Raw genomic sequence first — 16,565 nt, forward strand, 5'->3', positions numbered from 1 at the left:
GTGACCCTGCGCCTCGGCTCCCGCACCGGGCCGGCTCTCCTGGTGAAACACCTCCGAGGCCGCCCGCTCCCCGCCTGCTCGGCTCGCTAGGTCGACCGCTTCGCACTACACCTGAAGGGAGGCCCCTGGAGGGACCGCCCGGGAGCTTCGCGGCGCGGGTCTGCCGACGGAGGTGGTTTTCGGTGGCGCAAGGCGGTTCCGCAGTGCCGGCGGACAAGGCGGAGGCAGCGCTGCTCGATGCCCTTTTCACCCAGTCGCCCGTAGGCCTGCACGTGCTCGACACCGACCTCCGGGTGGTACGGATCAACACCGCCACGCAAGGCATGCAAGGCGTGCGCACGGAGGATCTGATCGGGCGGCACTTCGCCGATGCCTACGGCCTCGCCGAACCGGAGGAGAACGAAGCCCTCCTCCGCGAGGTGCTGGCCACCGGAAATCCCGTACGGGAGCACATCGTGCGGGCCCACCGCCCGGGCACTCGGGTGGAGCACTTCTACGCGGTCTCCGTCTTCCGGCTCCAGGACTCCCGCGAAACGATTCTCGGTGTCGCGCTGGCGGTGATCGACGTCACCGAACAGGTGAAGGCGCGTGCCCGTATGCGTGTGCTCGGGGTGGTGCGCGAGCGGGTGGGCCGGACGCTCGATGTGGTGGTGGCGTGCGAGGATCTCGTGGCGGCCCTCGTCCCCGCGTTCGCCGATGTCGCGATCGTGGAAGTCGTGGACGCGGTGGTACGGGGCGACGACCCGCCGCTGTCCCCCCTCCCCCGGGGCACACCGCTGCGCCGCGCCGGATTCCGCACCGCCGACCCTCACCTGCCCCAGTCACACCCGGTCGGGGACGTCCGCAGCCTCCCCGCCCCCACCCCGTTCACGCAGGCCCTGTCCGACCTGCGCCCCCGTGTGCTCACCGTGCACCCCGACCTGCCCTGGCTCGCGGCCGACCCGGATCGCGCCGAGGCGATCCGGGCGTCCGGAGCCCGGTCACTCCTCATCGCCCCGCTGACGCTGCGCGGCACCGTGCTGGGCCTGGTCAGCCTCTACCGCACCGGGCAGGCCGAGCCGTACGACGACGGCGATCTCGACTTCGCGCTGCAGCTGGCCGACCACACAGCGCTGTGCATCGACAACGCGCGCCGCTACACCCGGGAGCACACCGTCGCCTCGACGGTGCAACGCCAGCTGCTTCCCCGTCGCCCCGCTGCGCACACCGCTCTGGAAACCGCGTACATCTCCACGCCCTCCGACGGCGCGGGCGCGTGGTACGACACCATCTCCCTGTCCAGCGCCCGTACCGCGCTGGTCGTCGGGGAGGTCGCGGGCCAGGGGATCCACGCCACCGCGGCCATGGGGCAGCTGCGCACCGTGATCCGCTCGCTCGCCGGTTTCGACCTCGAGTCCGACGAACTTCTCGCGCGCCTGAACGACACCGCGGCGCAGCTCGCGGCCGAACGCGCGTCCCTGCCGCCCGGCGACCCCCTGCACCGCGAGGCACTGACCGCCAGTTGCGTGTACGCCGTCTACGACCCGCTGACCCGCACCTGCACGGTCGCCAGCGCCGGCCACCTGGCGCCCGTCGTCGTGCATCCCGACGGCAGCACCACGATCCCCGACGTGCCGACCGGGCCGCCACTGGGCAATGTCGGGGGAAGTCCGTTCGCCACGACCCTGTTCGAGATCCCGGACGGCAGCGTCCTGGCCTTCTCCAGCTCCCCGGTCCTCACCCAGTACCTGGCGGGCCGCTCCGCTCTTCTCCGCGGCGCGTCCGCAAGCGACGGCCGTCCCCTTCAGGACGTGTGCGACGACATCCTCTACTCGCTGCCGAACGGCATGGGCTCGCATGCCACCGCGCTCCTTCTCGCCCGCACCCACCCGTTCCCGGCCGACCGCGTCGCCTCATGGCCGCTCGAAGCCGACCCCGCAGCCGTCGCCGTCGCCCGGCACCATGTCTGCGCTCAGCTCACTGCCTGGGACGTGGACGAGGAGACGGCCTTCAACACCGAACTCATGGTCAGCGAACTGGTCACCAACGCCATCCGGTACGGGAGCCCGCCGCTGGAACTCCGCCTGATCAACGACCGGGGGCTGACCTGCGAGGTCCGTGACACCAGCCCGGCCATGCCGCGCCTGCGCCATGCCCGCACGGTCGACGAGGGCGGGCGCGGCCTGTTCATCGTCGCCCAGCTCGCCCATGCGTGGGGAACGCGATACACGGCAGAGGGCAAGACCATCTGGGCCGAACAGGCACCCCCGGCGGTGTCCGGCGCAGCCGTGCGCACCGCCTGATCCCGTCCGCCGCGATTTCTTGTGCGCGGCGGGCCGAAGCGGTCCCCGCGGGTGCACTCTGGCAGTAGAGGCCCGGCTCCCTCACATGGGTCCGCGGCCCCGAGCCTGCTCCGTACCGCGCTGCCCGGACGGGCGGCGGGGCAGCCCCAGGCGCGTTACGCTCCGTACGCGGACACGTACCGAAGGTGAGGGAATGCCAATGAGCGAGTACGCCGAGTACACCACCCCCTCGCAGGCCGAGGGCGAAGATCCCGAGTCGACCGAGGAAGTGCACCCCGACACCATGAGGACCACTCCGTCCCAGGCCGAGGGTGAGCGCGTGGCGGACGACGAAGCCTGAGACCACGGCGCTGTCCGTCAGGCCCTGTGCGGACACCCCGGGATCGTGGACGCCCCGGGGCACCCGGGCATCACCAGGACGTCTCGCGCACGCTCGCCCGGTCCACCGGGTCCGTCGTCGCCGTGATCTCCGAGCGGTGGCGGTCCGCGCTGAAGGTCACCGTCAGCGTCCGGGCGTCGGTCTGCGTCGTGCTGACGGTGAAGCCGCGGTTCGGGATGGCCGAGACCAGGCACACCGCGTCACTTCCGTAGCGCACGGTGGCCTTGCCGCCCGTCGACGGGATGGTGTGCACTCCGGAGCCGCCCTCGTCGCAGCCCTCGCCCGGCTGGGGGCCGGAGGCCGGCTGCGGTCCGGTGGACGGGGTCGGCCGGGGTGCGGGGGGCGGGGCCGAGGTGCGCTCCTTCACCGGCTTCCGCGTGGGCTTCGGCGTGGTCGTGCGCTCGGCCGAGCCGCTCGGGGAGGGCTTGGCCTTCGGGGAGCGGCCGGCGGCCGGCGACGGCGAGGAGGAGAGGAAGACCGTCGGCGCCGACTGCGCGACCGTCGGCGTCGGCCTGGTCGAACCCACCACGAAATGGACCGAGACCATCACGGCCGTGACGCTGGTCGTCGTACACGACAGCCATATGAGCAAGTAGCGCAGGAGGCGGGGCACGACACCATAGTGGCGGACCGGCTAACGTGCCTGCCCATGGCCTCCGTCCTCGTCGTCGAAGACGACCCCGTGATCCGAGGCGCGCTGATAGAGATACTCACCGCGCACGGCTACGGGGTGCGTACCGCTTCCCAGGGTTTCGAGGCACTGCGCGAAATCACCCAGTGCCCGCCCGATGTCGTCGTGCTCGACCTCGGGCTGCCCGATCTCGACGGGCTCGACGTGCTGCGGATGATCCGGGGCATCTCACGGGTCCCGGTGCTGGTCGCCACGGCACGCGACGACGACACGGAGATCATCAAGCTGCTCAACGCCGGTGCGGACGACTACATGGTCAAGCCGTTCTCGGGCGGTCAGCTCGACGCCCGGCTCCAGGCGGTGCTGCGGCGGGCGGGCCCGGCGGACGAGCGGGCCCGGCAGCCGGTGGTGCACGTCGGCGACCTGCGCATCGATCCGCTGGCCCGTACCGCCCAGCTCGCCGGGCGCGAACTGACGCTCACCCGGCGGGAGTTCGACCTGCTCGCCTATCTCGCGGCCAACGCCGACCAGGTCGTCTCACGGCGGCGCATACTCGCCGACGTGTGGCAGCAGCCGTACCTGGAGGACCAGACGGTCGACGTCCATCTGTCGGCGCTGCGCCGCAAGCTCGGCGAACGGGCGGCGCGGCCCCGCTATCTCCACACCGTGCGGGGCATCGGGATCAAACTGGTCTCCTCGGTATGAGACGCGCACTCGCGGGGATCGCGCTCGCCGTGACGACGATGGTCGCGCTGTCCTTTCTCATCCCTCTCGCCCTGCTCGTGCGCGACCAGGCCCGCGACCGGGCCACCACCGCCGCCGTGCAGCGCGCGGCGGCCCTCTCGCCGGTCCTCGCGCTCACCACCCGGCCGGCCGATGTGCAACAGGCGGTGGCAGGCCTCGACTCGGCCGATCAGCTGGCCGTACGGCTGCCGGACGGCCGGCTGATCGGGTCGCTGCACGCGCCGTCCGACGCGCTGCAGCGCGCGGTGCGCAAGCGGGAGACGCTGGCCATGGACACGGCCGGGGGCTGGGTGTACCTCCAGCCCGTCGTCCTCGCCCAGGACCGGGTCGCGGTCGTCGAGGCGTACGTGCCCGGCGCGGACCTGACCCGCGGAGTGTGGGTCTCCTGGGGCGTCATGTCGCTGCTGGCGCTGGGGCTGGTGGGCGGGTCGGTGCTGGTCGCCGACCGGCTGGGGGCCCGGGTCGTGCGGTCCTCCCGCAGTCTGTCGCGGGCGTCGCTGGCGCTGGGCACGGGGGACCTCGAGGTACGGGTGGAGCCGGCCGGCCCGCCGGAACTGAAAGAGGCGGGCGCCGCGTTCAACACGATGGCCGACCGGGTGGTGCAGCTGCTCGCGATCGAACGGGAGATGGTGGCCGACCTGTCCCACCGGCTGCGGACCCCGCTGACCGCGCTGCACCTGGAGGCGGAGCTCATGGGCACCTCGCCCGGTGCACGGCGGATCAACGACGCCGTGGTGCAGCTGGAGACCGAGCTGGACTCGATCATCACCGCTGCCCGGACCCCGCTGGCCGCGGGCCCGGCCGCCGGTGCCGCCGGGACGGGGTCCTGCGAGGTGGCTGAGGTGGTGGCGCTGCGGCTGGACTTCTGGTCGGTGCTCGCCGCCCAGCAGGAGCGGCCGTACGAGCGGTCCTTCACGCCGAGGCCGACGCCGGTGCGGTTCCCCGAGGACGAGCTGGCCGCCGTCATCGACGCCCTGATAGGCAACGTCTTCCGGCACACCCCGCAGGGCACGGCCTTCGCCGTACGGGTGGAGCGCACCGACCGGCATGTGCTGCTGACGGTGGACGACGCGGGCCCGGGGATCGCCGATCCCGAGAGCGCGCCCGCCCGCAAGGCCGGTGTCGTCGGCTCCACCGGGCTCGGCCTGGACATCGTGGCGCGGGCCGCCCGTACCGCCGACGGACATCTGGAGATCGGCCGCGCGCCCATGGGAGGCGCACGGGTACGGGTCGCTCTCGCGCTGACCGAGTCCCGCTGATCCGGTCCCGCTGACGCAACCCCACTGAATCCCGCTGAGTCGGTCACGCCGACGCAGCCCCGCGGGCGGAGTTCTGTGGACGGCGTCGGGGCGGAAGCGGGCCGTCCGGTGTAGCTTCCTGGCATGGACACGTCTGACAGAGCCTGCGTGGGCCCCCGCATCACCCTGCCCCGCGCACGATGGCTGCTTCTGGCGCTCTGCCTCCTTCTGGCCTGCACCCCGCTGACGGTCGCCGCCGCGGACAACTCCGGCTCGCACACGGCCCGGACGGCCGCGCAGGCGCGCTGGGGCGACAAGCGGCTCGACGAGGTGACCATGCTGGCCACGCACAACGCGTTCACCAACTACGAGGACGCACGGTGGTCGTCGGTCAGCCAGGCCGAGTCGGTGCAAGGCCAGCTCGACCGCGGCGTACGCGGCCTGATGCTGGACACGCACTGGTACGAGCGCAGCACCTGGCTGTGCGTCATCAGCTTCGGCAGCGACTGCTATCCGAGTGACGTGTATCTGTGCCACGGCGGATGCAAGACCTTCGCCGGGATCACATACGCCCTGCCGCGCCAGTCGTTCCACCGGACGATGCAGACGGTCGTGGACTTCCTGAACGCCCATCCGCAGGAAGTGGTGACGATCTTCCTCGAGGACTACACGACCGCCGGACAGCTCGGGCAGTCACTGAACAAGGTCCGCGGTCTGCAGGAACTGCTCTTCCGGCCCGACGTCGCGGGCGTCCGCGAGCACGGCTGGCCGAAGGTCGCCGACATGGTGACGGCGAACAAGCGACTGCTGCTCTTCTCCGGCGACTTTGGCCGGGAGAGCTTCGGCGTGATGAACGAACGGGACTGGACGGTGTCGAACTACTGGAGCCTCGGCGACCTCGGCAACGACGTGGCCTGCACCAGCAGATGGGGCGACATCCCGCTCGACCGCAAGGAACCGGGCTTCAACAGGCTGTTCGTGATGAGCCACTTCCGCAATGTGCCGACGATCCTGACCGCGGCGACGGACAACGGCTCCAAGCTGCGCGACCGGATCGCCCAGCAGTGCCGGCCGGCGGCGGGCGGGCGGAATCCGAACGTCGTGGCCGTCGACTTCCACCAGCGGTCCGACGGCAGCGGTCACACCCCGCGGTCCATCGTCGAGGAGCTCAACTCCCGCTGAACTCTCAGCGGGAGGCCCCGAAGTTCTGGGTCCACCACGGGCCGCCGTCCCCGGAGTGCAGGCCGACGCCTATCTCCTTGAAGGAGCAGTTGAGTATGTTCGCCCGGTGGCCGGGGCTGTTCATCCACGCGTCCATCACGGCAGCCGCGTCGGACTGGCCCCGGGCGATGTTCTCGCCGAGCGTGGACCAGGCGTAGCCGGCCGCCTCCACCCGGGTGGTCATGGTGGAACCGTCCGGACCGGTGTGGGACATCACGCCGCTGCGGGCCATGACATCGCTGTAGTCCTCGGCGGCCCGGGTGAGCCTCGCGTTCGCGGTCAGCGGCGAGCATCCGGCCGCCGCGCGCTCCTTGTTGACCAGCGTGATCACCTCGGCGGTCTCGCTGTCCGAGGCGCCCCCGGATCCGCTGCCCGAGCCCCCGCCGGAAGCCGGCTTGTCGGAACCGCCGCCGGACGCCGGCCTCGTGCCGGTACCGGCCTTCTGCTGCACCTTCTGGGAGGGGGTCGCACTCGCCGTCCGCGTCGGCTTGGCGGGCCTGGAGGCGGACTTGCTCGGCTTGGCACTCGCGCTGGGGCTCGCCGAGGCGGAGGGTGAGGGGGAATCGCTGCTCGCCCCCGCGTCGGGGAGCTCGACCGCCGGGACGTCGGCGGCATTCGTCTCCACCCGGTCCCCACGGCCGTCCGCGTCATCGCCGTCGACGGCGAGGGTGAACCCGAGACCCGCGACCACCGAGAGCGCTCCGGCTCCCAGTACGACGTTGCGCAGCCGCAGCCCGCCCTTGCGGCGGGCGTGCGAGCGGGACGTTCTGCGGGCGGCTCGGTGGGAACTCATGCGTACGGCACCTCGGGAGAGACAGAAGCGGGCGATCCCGGGGGGCGCGCGAAGCGCCCACCGGGATCACGTGGGGGTAACGGAAGCCTATGCCGGGACGGGGCGGTGCAGGCATTCCCGGCCGTTTCTTCAAGAAGCCATAAGAAACCCTTCAAGCGCAGGGCAGACAGCCCGCGCGGCTGTGGATCACGCTCCTGCCGCGAGAGAAAGTTCACTTCACGGAATCCGGTACGGAACGTTATGAAACGCCGCGAAACGGGCCCTGATGGAAGTCGAGTTCGATGGCGCCCCGGCAGACTCCGGCGCCGGTCCGACAGCTGACGGAGTGTCATATCTACGACGGAGGCAACGACTTGAGGTTTCCGGTGCGCAGCTCGACGAGGAGGCCGTCCCTGCCTGCCGCTGCGACGGCTCCGCCGCCCGCGGGTTGCGGGACGCGCGGCGGCACCGAAGGCCCCCGCCGGGTGGAACCCCTCGCTTCCTTCCGGCGATCGCACGGCGGTGGCGCTCGCGGGGCGTAACAATGGGGTGTGGGGCACGCCTGTCGCCGTGGAGAGGCGGGACGAACGCATGCCGTACGCAGCCGTGACCGCCCTGAGCCATATCGGCCTGGTGCGCGAGCACAACGAGGACAGTCTTGTCGTCGGACCGTGGACGCTGTGCGGCACCGTGACCGAGAGTCCGCAGACGCTGCTGTTCCCCCTGGGCTCACCGCTCGTCGTTGCCGTCGCCGACGGGCTCGGCGGGCAGCCGGCCGGCGAGGTGGCCAGCTCGCTGGTGGTGCGCCAGCTCTCCGCCCTCGGCCCGTCCCTGGAAGGCGAGCAAGCCGTCCATGACGTGCTGAAGCTGTGCAACCACTCGGTGTACGCGGCCGCCGGTGACGATCCACAGCTGGTCACCATGGGGACCACCGTCGCCGGGACCGTCCTGCTGCCGGAGTCGGTGATGGTCTTCAACATCGGCGACAGCAAGGTGTACGAGGCGGCTCGCGACGGGCTCCGGCAGGTGAGCGTGGACGACAGTCCCCCGCCGGAACCAGGTCACCGCACCACATCGGCCGTCACCCAGACGCTCGGCGGCACCCATGCGTTCGCCGCCGTCACACCGCACGTGTCGACCGTCCCGCTGTCCGTGGGTGACCGCTATCTGGTCTGCACCGACGGACTGACCGACCCGGTGCCGGACGAGGAACTGGAAGGCCTGCTGCGGGTGCACGACGACGGCAAGGCCGCCTTCGAGCTGTGGAGGGCCGCGATCGAGGCCGGGGGCCCGGACAACATCACGCTCGCGGTGGTGCGCATCGGCGAGTGAGGGAGGACCGGCCCGGACCCAGCGGACCGGCCCCGACTCAGCAGAGGTGAACACTGGCGCCGAGCAGCCCGAGCCCCGCCTCCGCCGCCTGCTGCCAGCAGCGCAGCGGACCGTCCAGGACCGACTCGTCCTCCGGACCCTCGTCGAGCCATATCCGCACCTCGGCCGCGGCCCGCTCCCGCGGCGTGAAGGTGAGCGCCCGCTCGACGGCCGGCAGGCTCCCTCGCACATCCTGCGCGTCGAGTGCGAAGTCGCCGCACCAGCCGGGCAGCAGGGCGGCGCGGCGCAGGCCGATCGCATGGAACAGCGCGCTCACGGCGTACTCCTTGCAGTGGATGCCGAACCACGGACGGACCTCGTCCGCCGCCTGCTCCCACACGTCGTACAGATCGAAGGTGCAGTCACCGCTGTGCAGCTCGTCCAGGGGCGCCGCGGACGTCAGCCGCAGGAACCCCATGAGGGCTCTGCCCCTCTCGGGGTCACGCCACAGCGGGTCCCACTGCCGGTGGTCCGGGAGCGGATCCGCGCACCAGGCCCGCCATTCGCGCCGGGTGTCCTCCTGCAGCTGCTGCCGCGTGATCAGCGGCCGGACCCGCGGCAGCAGCTCCGCCATGACCTCGTCCGTGTGCGCCGTGATCGCCCACGCCGAACTGAACCCCATCGCCGGCCCTTCCCCCGTAGCGACTCGGATTCACGACGTTACGGGGTGGGTCCGACAACGCGGGGCGGCGACGCAGCAGGGGCCAGGGGGCGACGGGTGGGCCTCAGTCGTCGATCGCGCTCATGACGTGTCCGAGGTCCACGAACTTGAAGCCGGTGGCGTCACGGCCGGTGTCCGCAGGGGTGTCGTGGCCGTCCTGGACGACCAGGAGACCGTTCGGATACTTCCGGCCCAGCGGGGCGTTGAGCACCGCCGCGCCGTCGCACTCCTCGGAGCCGTCCAGGGACACGGAGGACGCGGTGACGCGGAAGCCGGCCTCGTACTCGTTGTGGTCCGCGAGCTCGCGGTCGAACGCGGCGAAGGTGTTGTCGCCCTGGCTGGAGGCGAGGACGTACCCGTCGCCGTCCGGCTCGGTGAGCAGCGTCAGACCTTCGACGTCCGAGGCGAGGCGGGTGCCGCCGAAGCCGGGGTCGGCGCCGGGGACGCACTCGTCGCTCGGCTCGTCGTACGTGGCGGGAATGCCGTACTCGCGCACCGTGTCGACGAGCTTCGGGGCGCCGGTCAGGTCGGCACGCATCCGCCAGATGCCGACATCCTCCTGGCCCGCGTAGAGCATGCCGCTCGCGGGGTCCACCACCATGCCCTCGACCTGGGGAAGCGCACCGGGCTCGGCACACGGGGTCCAGGAGGTGCCGTTCGGGAGCCGGAAGGAGTCCGGCAGGTCCAGGGTGCGGATCTTCCGGTAGGTGACCTTGCCGCCGGTGGTGGCGCTCAGTTCCAGCAGCGCGACGCTCGTCCGCTCGCGACGGCTGACCAGGGCGTACGAGCGGCCCGTCGCCCGGTCGGTCCAGGTGGCCAGGCCGTACGCGGTGCGCTGGTCGTTGATCTCGTCCTGGTTCGCGGAGAACACCGCCGGAGCCGCGGGGTCGGTGATGTCGGTGAGCGGGCCACCGGACCGGGAGCGCTCGATGCGGTACACGCGAAGCCGGTCGTGGCCGCGGTCGCTGGTCACGGCGAGATCGGCCCGTCCGGACGGCAGGCGCAGGCCGTTGACCAGGTCGACGTTGTTGAACCGGCCGGGGGCGTCGTCCGGCGCCGCGGGCGGCGGTGCCGGGATCGACTGGACCGGGCGGGCGTCGAGATCGTAGACGCGCAGCCCGCCTTCCTTCGCCGTGGCGATCACCAGCGAGCGGCCGGGGTCCGCCGCGTTGCGCCAGATCGCCGGGTCGTCGGCGTCGGCGTTGCCACCCGCCTCGTCGTCGTGGAGCGGGGGCGTCTCCGCCCGGGCGGTGACCGCGGGCAGCTCGCGCGCCCCGGAAGCGGAGACGGGCGCGGAGGTGGAGGCGGAGGCCGATGCCGGGGCGATGGCGACCATCGCCGTCAGTGCCGTGGCCAGTGCGGCTGTGCGAGCAGTCACGAGGAAGCTCCTCATGTCGGGACATGACAATTGTCGCGCGTAGCCTCGGACCCCGGGATGACGGCCGGGCGTCCACCGGGCAATGCCGACATGTGCACGTCATGAACTCGCCGACGACCGCCGGCGGGGCCGGCCACCCGGATGCCGTAGCCGGACGGGCACGCGGACCGCGCCGCACGTTGACTGAGGCGGAAGTCGACTACGGGAGGCGTAATGGCAAGCGGGTGGATACGCGGCGTACCAGGAGCCGTACTGGCGGCGCTCGTCGCCACAGGCACTGCGGGCTGCACGGACGACGGCAGCCCGTCCGGCACCGCGTCGAAGGCGGCCTCGGCACTGGAATCGGCCGCGTCCGCGGCGGAGTCCGCGGGTTCGGCGATCGCGTCGGCCGCCTCTCAAGCACCGGAGGTGCTCGCCTCCGCCACCGCCGAGGCCCGCAAGCAGCTCGACGCGATCAAGGACGGTATCGACGCCAAGGACGAAGTGACGCTCGGCAAGCCCTCGACGGGCAGTGAGGGACACGCCACCGTCCAGGTCTCGGCCCGGAACACCGACACCTCTGCCCGGTCCTTCACCGTCCAGGTCGACTTCCAGGACAGCAACGGCAAGCTCCTGGACACGGTCGTGGTCACGCTCAACGACGTGGCCGCGGGCAAGACGGGGCAGGGCACCGCGCGCAGCACACGCAAGATGTCGGGGGCGATCACGGCGAAGGTCGGCAGGGCCCTGCGGTACTGAGCCCCCGGCACGGCGCTAGGCAGCACCGAAGAAGCGGTGCGACACCCGTGGCATGACCGCGCTCCGGCCGGACTCGATGTCTCGGCCGGAGCGCGGTGTCCGGTGGGAAACGGTCCGGCTGGGATCAGGGCGGCGGGACCGGCGCGGTGGGACCGGCGGCGGGGACGGGACAGCGGGCCCGGGCACCGTGCGCCGTCGCGCACCCGCGGGCCAGGCCGGCCCGCACTTCGGGCATCAGGGCGGCGGCCGTGCGCCCCGCGCGTCGTTCGCCGAGCATCTCCATGCGTCACCTGCCGCACCGTGTCGTCGCTCTTCGAGGCCTCGATCCGGTCGCCATGCCGTCCCAGCGTCCGCCGCGCCGCCGCCCGGGGCATCCGGTAACGGCCGTTCGGGTGACGCCTCCTGTGCACGGAGTGACCCGCACAGGCGGCAGGCCCGAGGCGCACAGCGAGCGATCCGCCGGTCCGCCTGTCCGCCGACCTGACCGGCGGCCAGAAGCTGCGGCTCGTCGTCACCGACGCCGGTGACGGCATCGACCACGACCACGCCGACTGGGCCGACGCCAGGCTGGCCTGCGGCAACGGCCCCCCGGCCGGTACGCACGCGCTCAGCGACCTCACCTGGGCCTGGGCCGCGGGCGGCTGGGGACCGGTCGAGCGCGACCGCAGCAACGGCGAGCAGGCCGCCGGAGACGGCCGCACGCTCACCATCGGCGGCACCACCTACGCCAAAGGCCTCGGCACCCACGCCGCGAGCGACATCAGCTACTACCTCGGCGCCGCCTGCTCCCGCCTCACCGTGAACGTCGGTGTGGACGACGAGGCCGACGGCACAGGCGGCTCCGTCGTCTTCCGCGTCTACCGCGACGGCACCCTGGTCGCCGACAGCGGCCGGATCACCGGCGCGGAGGGAGCCGAACCCCTGACCGCCGACCTGACCGGCGGCCTCGAACTCCGGCTGGTCGTCACCGACGCCGGTGACGGCATCGACCACGATCACGCCGACTGGGCGGCGCCTGAGCTCGTCTGCACCTGACCCGTGTGTGACCTGCACGGCACCGCGACACTCCCCGGCAGCGGCGGGTGGCACACTGTGCGCCCGTCGCTGTTGAAAGGAGCCCGCCGTGCCGATGATCCGCAGCCTGCGCCGCGTGGTCCGCCGTGCCTACCGCCGCACCGTGGACCTGAGCCACCCGGCCAGGTCGCCGCTGGGCAGCGCGGTGGTGAACTGCGTGATGTACGAGGACGGGGTGCGCCGTCCCGGCCCGTACGCCGTGGACGAGGCGCTGCGTCTTGTGCGCAAGGCGGGCCGCGGCTTCGTGTGGATCGGGCTGCACGAGCCCACCGAGGCCGAATTCGCCGGTATCGCCGAGCTGTTCGAGCTGCATCCGCTCGCCGTCGAGGACGCCGTGCAGCCGCATCAGCGCCCCAAGGTGCAGCGCTACGACGACACGCGCGGCGCGGGCACCCTGTTCGCCGTGTTCAAGACCTGCCGCTATGTCGAGCACGAGGAATTCACCGCCGCCAGCGAGGTGGTGGACACCGGCGAGCTGATGGTCTTCACCGGATCCGACTTCGTGATCACCGTCCGGCACGGCAGGCACGGTTCGCTCGGCCCGCTGCGCGAGGCGCTGGAGTCCGCGCCCGAGCAGCTGGCCAAGGGACCGGCCGCCGTCCTGCATGCGATAGCCGACCATGTCGTCGACGAGCACCTGGCGGTCACGGACGCGGTGCAGCACGACATCGACGCGGTGGAGACCGCCGTCTTCAGCGAACAGGCCGGCCGGGGCGACGCCGGGCGGATCTACCAGCTCAAGCGCGAACTGCTGGAGCTCAAGCGGGCCGTGGCCCCCCTGGAGCGGCCCCTGCGGACGCTGGCGACCACCCCCCTGCCGCCGGTCGGCCCGGACATACAGCCGTACTTCCGCGACGTCGTCGACCATCTGGCCCGGATCAACGAGCAGATCGCCGCGTTCGACGGGCTGCTGGACTCGATCCTGCAGGCCCATCTCGCCCAGGTGACCGTCACCCAGAACGAGGACATGCGCAAGATCACCGCGTGGGCGGCCATCGTCGCCGTACCGACGATGGTGTGCGGGGTCTACGGCATGAACTTCGAGCACATGCCCGAGCTGCGCTGGACGTACGGCTATCCCCTCGTCCTCGGTGTGATGGCGACCGCCTGTCTGCTCATCCACCGCAGCTTCCGCCGCAACGGCTGGCTCTGAACTCCCTTCTGCCCGGTCAGGTCAGGCCGATGAACAGGCCGAGGGTCAGCAGGGCGACCATGCCGCCGTAGAGGCCGAGTTCCACGGAGCGGGCCTCGATGGACGGGTCGGTGCCGCCCGCCCTGACGAAGCCGAGGGCGGACCGGACCAGCAGGGTGAGCGCTGCGGCGCAGCAGGCCGCGATCAGGGTGTCCGTCGCGATGTCGTTCACGTCGTGACCGTCTCACGGGGCGTCAGGTGCCGCATCCCGGTGGGGCCTGTCCGGGGACACGGACAGCTCCTTCAGCGTGTCCGTCAGCCACTTCGTCCAGAACGTCTCCAGTTCGATCCCGCCCCGCAGCACCACATGCCGCAGCCGGTCCTGTCTGGTCACCCGGCGCTCGGGCGGGAAGTCGCGCTTCTCGATCGCCTCGTACTCGGCCAACTGGGCGCTGTGCAGCTCCAGATGGCGTACGAGTTCCTCCTCCAGACCCACGCCGCCCGCCACCGCCGCCGCGCGCAGACGCAGCAGCAGCGGATCGCGGCCCGGCTTCGGGTCCTCCGGCCGCCCCACCCACGCGGCCAGCTCCGCGCGGCCCGCGGGCAGCACCTCGTACTCCTTCTTCTGCCCGCGGGTCGGCTGAGCGGAGGGCAGGGCACGGATGTGCCCTGCCTGCTCGAGTTTGCCCAGCTCCCGGTAGATCTGCTGATGGGTGGCCGACCAGAAGTAGCCGATCGACCTGTCGAAACGGCGGGTCAGCTCCAGGCCCGACGAGGGCTTTTCGAGCAGGGCCGTGAGGATCGCGTGCGGGAGGGACATGGCCCGCATCCTATGGACGAGGGCTCATGCCCGGACGCGGGGTCACAGTGCCGCGGCCAGCCGCGTGCCCTGGTCGATGGCCCGCTTGGCGTCCAGCTCGGCAGCCACGTCGGCGCCGCCGATCAGGTGCACCGAGCGGCCGGCCGCGGACAGCTCCTCGTACAGCGAGCGCTGCGGCTCCTGGCCGGTGCACAGGACCACCGTGTCGACGGGGAGCACGGAGGTGGTGCCGTCGACGGTCACGTGCAGGCCCTCGTCGTCGATCCGCTCGTACGTCGCTCCCGCGGTCATGGTGACGCCGCGGTGCTTGAGCTCGGTGCGGTGGATCCAGCCCGTGGTCTTGCCGAGGCCCGCGCCGACCTTGCTGGTCTTGCGCTGCAGCAGGTGCACGGACCGCGGCGGGGCGGAGCGCTCCGGCCGGGTCAGTCCGCCGGGGGCGGCGTACTCGGTGTCGACGCCCCACTGGCGGAAGTACGTCTCGGGGTCCAGGCTCGCGCCCTCGCCCGCGTCGGTGAGGAACTCGGCCACGTCGAAGCCGATGCCGCCCGCGCCGATGACGGCGACGCGCTCGCCGACCGGTGCCCCGTCGCGCAGCACATCGAGGTAGCTGAGCACGCTGCTGTGGTCGACGCCCTCGATCTCGGGGGTCCGGGGGCTGACGCCGGTGGCGACGACCACCTCGTCGTAGTCCGCCGCGGACAGGTCGCCGGCCTCGATCCGGGTGCCGAGCCGCAGCTGGACGCCGTGCAGGTCGAGCTGGGTGCGGAAGTAGCGCAGCGTCTCGTTGAACTCCTCCTTGCCCGGGATCCGCTTGGCGATGTTGAGCTGTCCGCCGATCTCGTCCGCGGCGTCGAACAGGGTCACGTCGTGGCCGCGCTCGGCCGCGGAGACGGCGCAGGCGAGCCCGGCCGGTCCGGCGCCGACGACGGCGATGCGCTTGCGGAGCCTGGTCGGGGAGAGGACGAGTTCGGTCTCGTGGCAGGCACGCGGGTTGACCAGGCAGGAGGTCAGCTTGCCGCTGAAGGTGTGGTCGAGGCAGGCCTGGTTGCAGCCGATGCAGGTGTTGATGGTGTCGGCGCGGCCGGCCCCGGCCTTGGCGACGAACTGAGGGTCGGCGAGGAAGGGCCGGGCCAGCGACACCATGTCGGCGCGTCCGTCTGCGAGCAGCTGCTCGGCGACCTCGGGGGTGTTGATGCGGTTGCTGGTGATCAGCGGGACGGACACCGCGCCCATCAGCTTCTTGGTCACCCAGCTGAAGGCGCCGCGCGGCACGGAGGTGGCGATGGTGGGGATACGGGCCTCGTGCCAGCCGATGCCGGTGTTGATGATCGTCGCTCCGGCCGCCTCGATCTCCTTGGCGAGGATGATCACCTCGTCGAGCGAGGAGCCACCGGGTACCAGGTCCAGCATGGAGAGGCGGTAGATGAGGATGAACTCCTCGCCGACCTCGGCCCGGATACGGCGGATGATCTCCAGCGGAAGCCGGATGCGGTTCTCGTACGAGCCGCCCCAGCGGTCGGTGCGGTGGTTGGTGGCGCTCGCGATGAACTCGTTGATGAAGTAGCCCTCCGAGCCCATCACCTCGACACCGTCGTAGCCCGCGGACTTGGCGAGGCGCGCCGCGCGGACGAAGTCGCCGATGGTCTCCTCGATCTCGTCGTCGGTCAGGGCGTGCGGAACGAACGGGCTGATGGGGGCCTGGATCGCGCTCGGGGCGACCAGGTCGGCGTGGTACGCGTACCGCCCGAAGTGCAGGATCTGCATGGCGATCCGGCCGCCCTCGGCGTGCACGGCGTCGGTGACGACCCGGTGCTGCGCGGCCTCTTCCTCGGTGGTGAGCTTGGCCCCGCCCTCGTAGGGCCGGCCGCGGTCGTTCGGGGAGATGCCGCCGGTGACGATGAGGGCCACGCCGCCGCGGGCGCGCTCGGCGTAGAACGCCGCCATGCGCTCGAAGCCGCGCTCGGCCTCTTCCAGGCCGATGTGCATGGACCCCATCAGGACCCGGTTGGGCAGGGTCGTGAACCCGAGGTCGAGCGGGCTCAGCAGATGCGGGTACGGCGTACCAAGGTCGCTCATCGGGCGTCTCCTCACGCAGGTGTCGTCCCTTTCAGTTCTAGCGGCGCC

General features: G+C 71.7%; 17 protein-coding genes and 1 pseudogene. 11 read left to right on the forward strand and 7 right to left on the reverse strand.

Features of this window, described 5'->3' with window-relative positions:
* Positions 1-182 precede the first annotated feature (182 nt).
* Together OHS70_RS17525 and OHS70_RS17530 are read left to right on the forward strand one after the other, a co-directional pair.
* Positions 183-2,282, forward strand: coding sequence for a SpoIIE family protein phosphatase (locus OHS70_RS17525; RefSeq protein ID WP_328398566.1), 2,100 nt, complete (start codon positions 183-185; stop codon positions 2,280-2,282).
* Positions 2,283-2,481: 199 nt separating this feature from the next.
* Complete coding sequence (locus tag OHS70_RS17530) at positions 2,482-2,622, forward strand: hypothetical protein (protein ID WP_328398568.1); 141 nt, start codon at positions 2,482-2,484, stop codon at positions 2,620-2,622.
* Between the two features lie 70 nt (positions 2,623-2,692).
* Here the strand turns inward: OHS70_RS17530 and OHS70_RS17535 are convergent, their stop codons facing one another.
* Entirely contained in the window at positions 2,693-3,028 is a 336-nt protein-coding gene (locus OHS70_RS17535) for a hypothetical protein (protein WP_328398570.1), read from the reverse strand.
* On the opposite strand from OHS70_RS17535, the gene OHS70_RS17540 reads away from it, so the two are divergent.
* The 4 genes from OHS70_RS17540 (at position 3,015) to OHS70_RS17555 (ending at position 6,456) form a co-directional block, all read left to right on the forward strand.
* The gene (locus OHS70_RS17540) at positions 3,015-3,257 is read left to right on the forward strand and encodes a hypothetical protein (RefSeq protein WP_328398572.1); all 243 of its coding nucleotides are present in this window, start codon (positions 3,015-3,017) and stop codon (positions 3,255-3,257) included. The two genes, OHS70_RS17535 and OHS70_RS17540, sit on opposite strands and share 14 nt — an antisense overlap.
* 53 nt (positions 3,258-3,310) lie before the next feature.
* A complete protein-coding gene (locus tag OHS70_RS17545) occupies positions 3,311-3,997 on the forward strand; it encodes a response regulator transcription factor (RefSeq protein ID WP_328398574.1) in 687 nt (228 codons plus the stop codon).
* Complete coding sequence (locus tag OHS70_RS17550) at positions 3,994-5,295, forward strand: HAMP domain-containing sensor histidine kinase (RefSeq protein ID WP_328398576.1); 1,302 nt, start codon at positions 3,994-3,996, stop codon at positions 5,293-5,295. The genes OHS70_RS17545 and OHS70_RS17550 overlap by 4 nt, the downstream gene beginning before the upstream one ends.
* A gap of 123 nt (positions 5,296-5,418) precedes the next feature.
* Entirely contained in the window at positions 5,419-6,456 is a 1,038-nt protein-coding gene (locus tag OHS70_RS17555) for a PI-PLC domain-containing protein (RefSeq protein ID WP_328398578.1), read from the forward strand.
* A 4-nt stretch (positions 6,457-6,460) separates the two neighbouring features.
* Here OHS70_RS17555 and OHS70_RS17560 read toward each other — a convergent pair whose 3' ends face one another.
* The gene (locus OHS70_RS17560) at positions 6,461-7,288 is read right to left on the reverse strand and encodes a CAP domain-containing protein (RefSeq protein WP_328398580.1); all 828 of its coding nucleotides are present in this window, start codon (positions 7,286-7,288) and stop codon (positions 6,461-6,463) included.
* A gap of 570 nt (positions 7,289-7,858) precedes the next feature.
* Between OHS70_RS17560 and OHS70_RS17565 the strand changes: the two genes are divergently transcribed.
* Positions 7,859-8,599, forward strand: a complete 741-nt coding sequence (locus tag OHS70_RS17565; RefSeq protein ID WP_328398582.1) for a PP2C family protein-serine/threonine phosphatase — start codon at positions 7,859-7,861, stop codon at positions 8,597-8,599.
* A gap of 37 nt (positions 8,600-8,636) precedes the next feature.
* Here OHS70_RS17565 and OHS70_RS17570 read toward each other — a convergent pair whose 3' ends face one another.
* Positions 8,637-9,260 (reverse strand): hypothetical protein, encoded by a 624-nt coding sequence (locus OHS70_RS17570; RefSeq protein WP_328398584.1) that lies wholly within the window; start codon positions 9,258-9,260, stop codon positions 8,637-8,639.
* Positions 9,261-9,363: 103 nt separating this feature from the next.
* Positions 9,364-10,692, reverse strand: coding sequence for a phytase (locus OHS70_RS17575; protein WP_328398586.1), 1,329 nt, complete (start codon positions 10,690-10,692; stop codon positions 9,364-9,366).
* A 198-nt stretch (positions 10,693-10,890) separates the two neighbouring features.
* Here OHS70_RS17575 and OHS70_RS17580 point away from each other — a divergent pair, with 198 nt between their 5' ends.
* The 4 genes and pseudogenes from OHS70_RS17580 to OHS70_RS17595 all read left to right on the forward strand — a co-directional run bounded on the left by OHS70_RS17580 (position 10,891) and on the right by OHS70_RS17595 (position 13,642).
* Positions 10,891-11,415, forward strand: a complete 525-nt coding sequence (locus tag OHS70_RS17580) for a hypothetical protein (RefSeq protein ID WP_328398588.1) — start codon at positions 10,891-10,893, stop codon at positions 11,413-11,415.
* A gap of 450 nt (positions 11,416-11,865) precedes the next feature.
* Positions 11,866-11,973 (forward strand): annotated as a pseudogene (locus OHS70_RS17585) (NPCBM/NEW2 domain-containing protein); the annotation flags it as partial.
* A 9-nt stretch (positions 11,974-11,982) separates the two neighbouring features.
* Positions 11,983-12,450 carry an NPCBM/NEW2 domain-containing protein gene (locus OHS70_RS17590; protein ID WP_328405692.1) on the forward strand — a complete coding sequence of 156 codons (468 nt, stop codon included), beginning with the start codon at positions 11,983-11,985 and terminating at the stop codon, positions 12,448-12,450.
* 94 nt (positions 12,451-12,544) lie between these two features.
* Entirely contained in the window at positions 12,545-13,642 is a 1,098-nt protein-coding gene (locus OHS70_RS17595) for a magnesium and cobalt transport protein CorA (RefSeq protein ID WP_328405694.1), read from the forward strand.
* A 16-nt stretch (positions 13,643-13,658) separates the two neighbouring features.
* On the opposite strand, the gene OHS70_RS17600 is transcribed toward OHS70_RS17595, so the two are convergent.
* Genes OHS70_RS17600 through OHS70_RS17610 form a run of 3 tightly spaced genes read right to left on the reverse strand, consistent with a single transcriptional unit; the run spans position 13,659 to position 16,517 of the window.
* On the reverse strand, positions 13,659-13,853 hold the full coding sequence (locus tag OHS70_RS17600; RefSeq protein WP_328398590.1) for a hypothetical protein: 195 nt from the start codon (positions 13,851-13,853) through the stop codon (positions 13,659-13,661).
* A gap of 12 nt (positions 13,854-13,865) precedes the next feature.
* On the reverse strand, positions 13,866-14,441 hold the full coding sequence (locus OHS70_RS17605) for a PadR family transcriptional regulator (RefSeq protein WP_328398592.1): 576 nt from the start codon (positions 14,439-14,441) through the stop codon (positions 13,866-13,868).
* Positions 14,442-14,483: 42 nt separating this feature from the next.
* Positions 14,484-16,517 carry an NADPH-dependent 2,4-dienoyl-CoA reductase gene (locus OHS70_RS17610; RefSeq protein WP_328398594.1) on the reverse strand — a complete coding sequence of 678 codons (2,034 nt, stop codon included), beginning with the start codon at positions 16,515-16,517 and terminating at the stop codon, positions 14,484-14,486.
* Positions 16,518-16,565 lie beyond the last annotated feature (48 nt).

The organism is Streptomyces sp. NBC_00390 (assembly GCF_036057275.1).
In the GTDB taxonomy this organism is placed as follows: Bacteria; Actinomycetota; Actinomycetes; order Streptomycetales; family Streptomycetaceae; genus Streptomyces.

Bases quoted from the DNA above. Each gene is read 5' to 3' on its own strand.
- OHS70_RS17570 (WP_328398584.1), bottom strand. From the start codon at position 9,260: ATGGGGTTCAGTTCGGCGTGGGCGATCACGGCGCACACGGACGAGGTC.
- OHS70_RS17560 (WP_328398580.1), bottom strand. From the start codon at position 7,288: ATGAGTTCCCACCGAGCCGCCCGCAGAACGTCCCGCTCGCACGCCCGC.
- OHS70_RS17555 (WP_328398578.1), top strand. From the start codon at position 5,419: ATGGACACGTCTGACAGAGCCTGCGTGGGCCCCCGCATCACCCTGCCC.
- OHS70_RS17545 (WP_328398574.1), top strand. From the start codon at position 3,311: ATGGCCTCCGTCCTCGTCGTCGAAGACGACCCCGTGATCCGAGGCGCG.
- OHS70_RS17605 (WP_328398592.1), bottom strand. From the start codon at position 14,441: ATGTCCCTCCCGCACGCGATCCTCACGGCCCTGCTCGAAAAGCCCTCG.
- OHS70_RS17595 (WP_328405694.1), top strand. From the start codon at position 12,545: ATGATCCGCAGCCTGCGCCGCGTGGTCCGCCGTGCCTACCGCCGCACC.
- OHS70_RS17565 (WP_328398582.1), top strand. From the start codon at position 7,859: ATGCCGTACGCAGCCGTGACCGCCCTGAGCCATATCGGCCTGGTGCGC.
- OHS70_RS17580 (WP_328398588.1), top strand. From the start codon at position 10,891: ATGGCAAGCGGGTGGATACGCGGCGTACCAGGAGCCGTACTGGCGGCG.
- OHS70_RS17610 (WP_328398594.1), bottom strand. From the start codon at position 16,517: ATGAGCGACCTTGGTACGCCGTACCCGCATCTGCTGAGCCCGCTCGAC.
- OHS70_RS17530 (WP_328398568.1), top strand. From the start codon at position 2,482: ATGAGCGAGTACGCCGAGTACACCACCCCCTCGCAGGCCGAGGGCGAA.
- OHS70_RS17575 (WP_328398586.1), bottom strand. From the start codon at position 10,692: ATGAGGAGCTTCCTCGTGACTGCTCGCACAGCCGCACTGGCCACGGCA.
- OHS70_RS17550 (WP_328398576.1), top strand. From the start codon at position 3,994: ATGAGACGCGCACTCGCGGGGATCGCGCTCGCCGTGACGACGATGGTC.